The organism is uncultured Ferrimonas sp. (assembly GCF_947489035.1).
Classification (GTDB): domain Bacteria; phylum Pseudomonadota; class Gammaproteobacteria; order Enterobacterales; family Shewanellaceae; genus Ferrimonas.
Genome location: NZ_CANLCI010000033.1, coordinates 35,310 through 43,245 on the forward strand (window position 1 = coordinate 35,310; position 7,936 = coordinate 43,245).

Here is a 7,936-nt window from a genome sequence, read left to right on the forward strand (position 1 = left end):
AACTGACCATGCGGGTTTTGCACGTTGTCCGCCAATTTTCCCCAGCCATGGGCGGCTTAGAGAATTTCGTCAAATCATTAGTGTTGGAGCAACGCCAACAAGGGTTAGATGCTCAAGTGTTAACCCTTGATCGGATCTTTCACCAAAACGATCCCGCCCTGCCCCATCAAGACACCATTGATGGGATCCCAGTGCATCGCATCCCTTACCGAGGCAGTTACAAATACCCGATTGCCCCAACGGTACTGAAGCACTTAAGCAACGTGGATTTAGTGCATGTGCACGGGGTCGATTTCTTTGCCGATTTTCTGGCCCTTACCGCGATAAAGCATCAACGCAAAATGGTGCTGTCGACCCACGGCGGTTTCTTCCATACCCCTTATGCCAGTAAGTTAAAGCAGCTGTACTTCCACAGCATCACGCGGCTGTCCCTCAAGGCCTATCTGCAGGTATTCGCCTGCAGCAATAATGATTACCAACGCTTCCAGCCCATTTGCGCCAGCCGCTTAAGTTTAATTGAGAATGGGGTCGATACCGCCAAGTTTGCCGATGCCGGCAGCCCCGAACATCAAGCCACTATGGTGTTTATTGGCCGCTTCTCTGACAACAAGCGCGTTGATAAATTAGTGGCCACCATGGCCGCACTGCGACAACACAACCCCAAAGCCAAACTCAAAGTGATTGGCAAGGATTGGGATGGCAATCAGCAGCGGTTAACACAACAAATCGACCAGCTGCAGCTGGCTAACCAAGTCGAGATCCTCACTGGGCTGGCCGATGAGCAAGTGAAGGCGCAAGTCGCCAGCGCCAGCTACATCATTAGCGCCTCAGAATATGAAGGCTTTGGCTTAACCTTAATAGAAGGCATGGCCGGTGGCCTGCTGCCCTTAGCTTCTTCGATCCCCAGCTTTGAACGCATCATCAGCGAAGCCAAACTGGGGCAAGTGGTTAACTTTGATGATCCTGAAACCGCCGCCAAACAGATCAATGGCTATATGCAGCAGGCACAAGAAAGCTACCCGGCATTGCGCCAACAGGCGATGCAACGCGCAGCGGTATACGCTTGGCCAAGCGTGGCACAAAAGTTCAGCCAAGCGTATCAGCAGCTGGAACAGCGCCCCCGCACTTTACAAGGGGTAACCATGGACAGCCGCCATGGCGCCGCCATTGTTGAAGCACTGGATAGCACCATCGCCAACCGACAACCGTTGATCATGGCTTACGCCAATGCTCACACCATCAACCTGGCCCGCCACAACCATGATTTCCGGCAACTGCTTAATCGCTGTTTGGTGGTGAATGACGGCTTGGGCGTGACCTTGGCCAGCAAATGGAAGTACGGCCAAGGTTTCTGTGAAAACTTAAATGGCACCGACTTTACGCCGCGCTACCTTGCCGAAAGCCAACAGCCGCTGCGGATATTTTTACTCGGCGCCAAGCCAGACAGTGTGCAACGCTGTTTTGATGTGTGGCAGCAGCAATTTCCACAACACCAGTTTGTTGGCTACCACCATGGCTACTTCGACAGCAATCAAGCCATCTGCGAGCAGATCAAAGCCAGCGACGCCAACCTGGTGATTGTGGCCATGGGCAACCCCTTGCAAGAACAGTGGCTGGATAGCCACCTTGCCGACACTGGTGCCACTTTAGGGATCGGCGTTGGGGCCCTGTTTGACTTTACCGCCGGTAACGTGCGCCGTGCCCCTAACTGGATCCGCCGTATCAATGCCGAATGGCTGTACCGCTTAGTGCAAGAACCCAAACGGATGTGGCGCCGTTACCTGCTTGGCAACCTCACCTTCCTCTATAACAGCTGGGGGGATAACACATGACCCAGCAGCCACCGCAGCGGCGCTGTGTGCTGCATATTGCCGTTGAGTACCCTTCACTGAATCGCAGCACCAATACCCCGGCGGTACGCAACTTCATCCGCTCTAACCCACTGGTGGACTATCGAGTCTTTGCCCTACGCCGCACCGCCAACCCACTGAGCTGCAATGCTCTCGCTGGCGATGACGAGGGGGATAACCACGTTACCTCTATGAAATACTGGGGCTTACCCTATGGGATCTTGCTGTTTCTGAGCATGACTTTGGTCGCTTGGCGCATTTGGCGCACGGTGAAGAAAGAGCAACGGCAGATCGCCATGGTGCACGCCCATAAGTTCAGTTTTGAAGGGATCGCGGGCTGGTGGCTGGCGCGCTGGCTAAAGGTGCCTTTAGCCCTTTCCGTTCGCGGCGAAGCGGAACAAAAAACCTTGCGCTACAAACCCCATTATCGCCGCTTCTTTCAGCGACAACTGCGCGATTGTCAGCGGCTTTATTATGTCTCTGCGTGGTTTAAGCCGATCATTCAGCAGCACTTCAAGTTGGCCGAACCCAAGCAAAAGTTGCTCCCCAACTTCGTTGCCCAACGAGAGTGGCCACAACAAACCGCCTTTGAATCAAACCGGCTTATCAGCATCATGGATCTGAATGTGCTCGATAAGAAAGGCTTGCCGCAGCTGCTGCAGGCCATTGCTGCACTGCGATCCACGCAGCCCAACCTGCAGTTAGATATTGTTGGTGGCGGCTTTACTACAGCAAACCATCGCGCCCAACAGTTGATCCAGCAACACAAGCTAGGCGATTGCGTGCACCTGCTGGGCGCCATGAATAACGCCGAACTGCTGCACGCGCTGCCAAACTATGCCGCGATGGTCTTACCCAGTCGCAATGAGACCTTTGGCATGGCGTATGTCGAAGCATTACTCAGCGGCGTGCCAGTAATGTATTCCCGCAATACCGGCATCGATGGCTTTTTAGAGGGGATAGAAGCTTGTGTCGGCGCCGAGCCAAACAGCAGCGAATCCATCGCGACGGCCATCACCACGCTACTGCAACATCAACAACAGTGGCGCCACTGGCTGGCGGCCAATCAGTCACTGGTGTTGCAGCGTTTTGAGCGGCAACACTACATTGATGAGTACAACCAAAGTTTCGATTTACTGCCAAAGATCGGCACGCCCCCTTAATCCAGCCAATCCCCTTTCCTTGGCGCACTCGTTCGTTGCGTCGTTGCACTAAGCAAAACCATTGTTTGTGTGCCGGCTCCGCTAAGTGGCAGATATTTACAGTGCTTCCCCCGACTCCAGCCCCTCAACACCTGTGCAAATGGGCAGCAGAACACACCAAAGCGAACAGAAAACGAACACTTGAACCGATCTTGGTCACAAAACACACACTCAGCAATGATTGCAGAAGTGACTGTTTTTGATTAAAAAACAGCCCAGATTCGTTCAAAAACCGGTGAACATTCTAATTTATTCAATTGAGAGCACCTAGCAACTGGGGCAGTCTGAGCTCGCCTTCGAGGCACATTCACTGGATTTTCCCCTAAGCTTCCAGTGCTAGTTTTTAATTTTGACAGCAGATAAAGGCATACCCAATGAAAGTTGGGGACGCAAAGTTACCGGCCTACAGGCATTGTGCCCAAGGCAGCGGAACTACCTCATGTCGACGATGAATTAGCTGCACATTCTTATTCCCCTAAAGAATGTTTGCATCTGCTTCTATCACATCGAGCATGCGGCATGCTGCCTGATGTATAGAGGCAGATAATGAATCTTCAGCGCTATATTGGCCAATCCAAACTTCGACCAATTGCTTTTGCAGTCGCATCTATTTCTTTGGCCGCCATTCAATCCCCAGCCACCGCCGCCGATGCCGTTACTTTTGATGGCAACAACGCCTACGCCAAAATTCAACCTTGGCAACCCCAAGGCGATTTTAAAGTCATTGCTTGGCTTGGCGATCTCAACCCCGACGCAGGTGCTAAGTCGATTTTGCTTAGCAACAGCCAAAACTCAGAATACTTGTCCTTCTATCACACCAGCGTGATGGGCCAGTGGGATAAAGAGTACCCAGGGATCTGGAACAAATTTAACTTTGCTGAAACCAAGTACCTTGAATATGAGATCCGCAACGGTGTTATGACCGCGTCGGACGGTAAGCGCAGCGCTCAAATTAGCAATGGCGCCATTGATCCAAGCGACACCCAGTTTGATTGGTTGTTCCGTCGAAATGGCAGCTACGCTCAAGGCAGCATTGAAGGCTTAGCCTTAATCGACATGAACAATCCAGCCAACTCCCGCGCCTACGCCTTTGATAAAACGCGTGGCATGGTTGAAGTCGGCGGCACTGCGTCAATGGACGCGCTGGTAAACGTTGATGCTAACGATTGGCAGCCGGCCAGTCACACCATCGTCAACCCAGAACCAAGCCACTTTACTGCCGCAGACTGGCAGTCGGCCTTCTACCCACAAGACAACGTGACTCCAGAACCCACACCGGAGCCAACGCCGACCCCAACCAACCAAGCGGCTGCTCGCTTTGATGGTAAGCAAGCCTATGCCGCCTTCTCTACTTGGGTACCCAGCGGCAAGTTCCGCGTGATTGCCCACTTAGCGGAAGTAAGCGAAGACAGCGGCCAACGTACCGTGCTGTTAAGCAGCAGCAACAGTTCTGAGTTCTTGGGCTTCAGCCACAACAACCTACAAGGCCAATGGGGTCGCGATTACCCGGGGATCTGGGGCAAATTCAACTTCGATGAGACCAAGTACATCGACATTACTGTTGATCACGGCAAGATGACGGCCAGCGACGGTAAGGTTGAACACAGCGTCAACTCCGGCAGCATCGATCCAACCTTGGTGGGTTACGACTGGGCATTCCGCCGCAACAACAGCTTCAATGACGGCGCACTGCAATCAATAACGCTGATCGACTACAACAACCCAAGCAACTCGCGTTCATACGCTTTTGATGCCGAACTGGGCATGGTTGAAGTGAATGGCCAGCACGGCCAAGTGCACGGTGTGGAAGGCGACAACTGGATTGATGGCAGCCATCAGATCAGCAACCCTGCGCCAGAGCACTTTTCTCAAAGCAACTGGGACAAGGTCTATGGCGGTGAAAGCCAACCAGAGCCGACGGATCCGGTTGTGCCTGAACCAACAGATCCAATTGACCCCGTTGACCCAGAACCAACGGATCCGGTTTTGCCTGAGCCGACAGAACCGACTCAGCCAGCCACCGATATGGTCTACTTTGATGGCAACAATAACTATGGCGAGATCGCCCCATGGACGCCAAAGGGTCGCTTTAAAGTGATCGCTTGGTTGGGCGACTTAGACACCGATGCCGGTGCCCGAACCATCTTGTTAAGCTCGTCAGAAAGCAGTGAATTCTTGGGCTTTAGCCACAACAACGTACAAGGCCGTTGGGACAACAAGTACCCTGGGATTTGGGGCAAGTTTGATTTTAACGCCAGCCACTACATTGAACTGACCGTCGACAACGGCAGCCTGACAGCCAGCGATGGTAAGGCTACCGCAACCATCAACGACGCCAGTATCGATCCCACTGGCATGAGCTACGATTGGCTGTTCCGTCGTGGCTACGGTGATTACTCGAAAGGCGAGCTGCAAGCATTAACCTTGATCGATTACGCCGATCCGGCCAACTCACGCTCTTATGCCTTTAGCAAAAGCGATGGCATGGTTGAAGTGAACGGCAACAGCGACAGCAACAAGTTGCATAACGTTGAAAGTGGCGACTGGTCTACTGGGACTCATAGCATCACTAACCCTGATGAGTCGATTTTCCCAGAAGATAAGTGGGACACCGTGTACGGCCCTGGTGATGGTACACCGGTAGACCCAAGCCCAGTTGACCCAACACCGGTTGATCCGGAGCCAACACCAGAACCTGTTGAGCCAACGCCTGAGCCGGTTGATCCTGAACCAACGCCGGAACCAACACCTGAACCTGTTGATCCAGAGCCGACTCCGGTCGATCCGCCGGCACAGCCTGATCTGCCTTTACTGGCCGGTGATGACGCTAAAGCGGTACGATTTGATGGTAAAGATGGTTACTTAGAGATCAGTGACTGGAAGCCAAACGGTGATTTCCGTGTGGTTGCTTGGTTGTCTGAAATCAACCCAGATGCCAACGCTAAGACCTACTTATTAGGTGCCAGCAACGGCAACTACTTGGCCTTTAGCCACGGCAGTGTCGAAGGTAAGTGGGGTGGCAGCACCGTACGCATCGACAACGAGTTTGCCTTTGATAACACCCGTTACGTTGAAATTTCGGTAAAAAATGGCGAGCTGTTTGCTTCTGATGGCCAAACCACCAGCAGCACTCGCAACGGCGCAGTCAATGCCACCGGTACCAGCTTTAACAGCGTGTTCCGCTCTGGTAACAATTACAGTAAAGGTGCCCTGCAGTCGCTGGCATTGATTGACTACAGCAACACCGATCAGGTGCGTGGTTACTACTTCAACGACCAGCATAAGGTGATGGAGACTGGCGCTAACCCAAGTGACCGCAACTACTTGCGCGGCACCGAGAGCAGCGACTGGATCAACATCAGCAGCAACGTGGTTGCGCCTAAACCACTGCTGAATAGCCAAGCGGAATGGGACGCTCAGTTCAACAAGATCTACAAGAACGGTCGCCCACTGCTCAATACCACTAACGGTAACGACCAGAAGAAGTTCGCGTGGGAAGGTCACTACTGGTTGCGTTCATACCTGACCATGGCTAAGACTTACAACGACGACAAGTACTTGGATTATGCCGTTGAACTGATCGACCACATGTTTAACTACACCGATGAAAAGCGCGTACAACGTGGCGAGCTTAACCTTGGTAAAGAACAGTACGACTTAGCACCAAAGAAATACCTGAACGAACGTGGTACCCCGGCTCCAGGCTGGCGTCGTCCATACAACGGCTGGCGTATTGAAGTGCTCAGTGATGGCCAGATCTTAAACGCCATTACCCGAGTTGCGGATTACATCAAGTCAGAGAACAAAACCAAGTACACCGCCAAAGCGGATCAGTACTTTGCCAATGCAGTTAAGATCATTCGTAGCCACGATAGCTCTTACAGCACCACCAAAAATGCAGCGATTCAGGGTTCATACTTCTACGTGAACTATAAAAACAGCGAGTTTGGTGATGCCGGTTTGTTCTCTAACCCAATGCCGTTTAACCACGACATGACCATGGGCATCGCCATGATCTACGTGAACAAGTGGGTTGGCGACAACACCATGGCGCAGCGGGTACGTGACATCTACGGTTTCTTCACTGATAACCTGATTTACAACAGTGACGGTACCTGTACTTGGAACTACGCCTTTGATAAAAATGGCAACAACAAGCTGGAAGACAACAACCACGCCCACTTAGACGTTGGCTTTATGGTTACCGCACACGATGAAGGCTACAGCGCCAGCACCCGTGATGTGAAATGTCTGACCAAAACGTTGACCGACAAAGTGTTCATGGCACCGGGCATGATCCACTACGACGTAGCCGGTAACGGGATCAGCGATCGCTGGGACCAGATTGCCACCGGCTATGACTGGGATCAGCTGCAACAGTATGACGGTCGTGTACTTGAGATGAACAAGCACGTACTGCGTCAATACGGCCAGCTAACTTGGTACCGCCCATACCTTGCTTGGGCCAACGTGCTCTACTGGCAGGAACAGGCAAAGAAATAAGCCGACCTAAGCACTGATTGATCCGGCCTCGCATGAGGCCGGATTTTTTATGCCTGCTCGCAAAACTCGCCGCTGTTAAACCCACGGTTCCCTCTCGCCTCACCGCCTTGCTTCCCCCGTTTCTTCACTTTGCATCCAATCCTTGCTGCTTGGGTAGTCCCCCCATTAACGACCCTTGCGCAATAGCCGCCGCGCCATGCTCAGCATCACCATTATTCATCGGGGGGCACTCCCCCATAACAGCAAATCCGTCATTCCTCGGCCCATTTTTATATTGGGCTCTATTTCCCCATGAATCGCTGTGGCTGTGGCTGTGGCTGTGGCTGTGGCTGTGGCTGTGGCTGTGGCTGTGGCTGTGGCTGTGGCTGTGGCTGTGGCTGT

3 protein-coding genes and 1 riboswitch are annotated in these 7,936 nt (G+C 52.7%); all 3 genes read left to right on the plus strand.

Annotated features, from left to right (window positions below; genetic code table 11):
• Positions 1 to 8: 8 nt before the first annotated feature.
• Positions 9 to 1,832, plus strand: coding sequence for a WecB/TagA/CpsF family glycosyltransferase (locus Q0796_RS16365; RefSeq protein WP_298445076.1), 1,824 nt, complete (start codon positions 9 to 11; stop codon positions 1,830 to 1,832).
• Positions 1,829 to 3,013: a glycosyltransferase family 4 protein gene (locus Q0796_RS16370; protein WP_298445077.1), complete on the plus strand. Its 1,185-nt coding sequence runs from the start codon at positions 1,829 to 1,831 to the stop codon at positions 3,011 to 3,013. Before Q0796_RS16365 ends, Q0796_RS16370 begins: the two co-directional genes overlap by 4 nt.
• 393 nt (positions 3,014 to 3,406) lie before the next feature.
• Positions 3,407 to 3,492: riboswitch (cyclic di-GMP riboswitch) on the plus strand.
• A gap of 175 nt (positions 3,493 to 3,667) precedes the next feature.
• Positions 3,668 to 7,555 carry a hypothetical protein gene (locus Q0796_RS16375; protein ID WP_298445079.1) on the plus strand — a complete coding sequence of 1,296 codons (3,888 nt, stop codon included), beginning with the start codon at positions 3,668 to 3,670 and terminating at the stop codon, positions 7,553 to 7,555.
• The last annotated feature ends 381 nt before the right edge of the window (positions 7,556 to 7,936 follow it).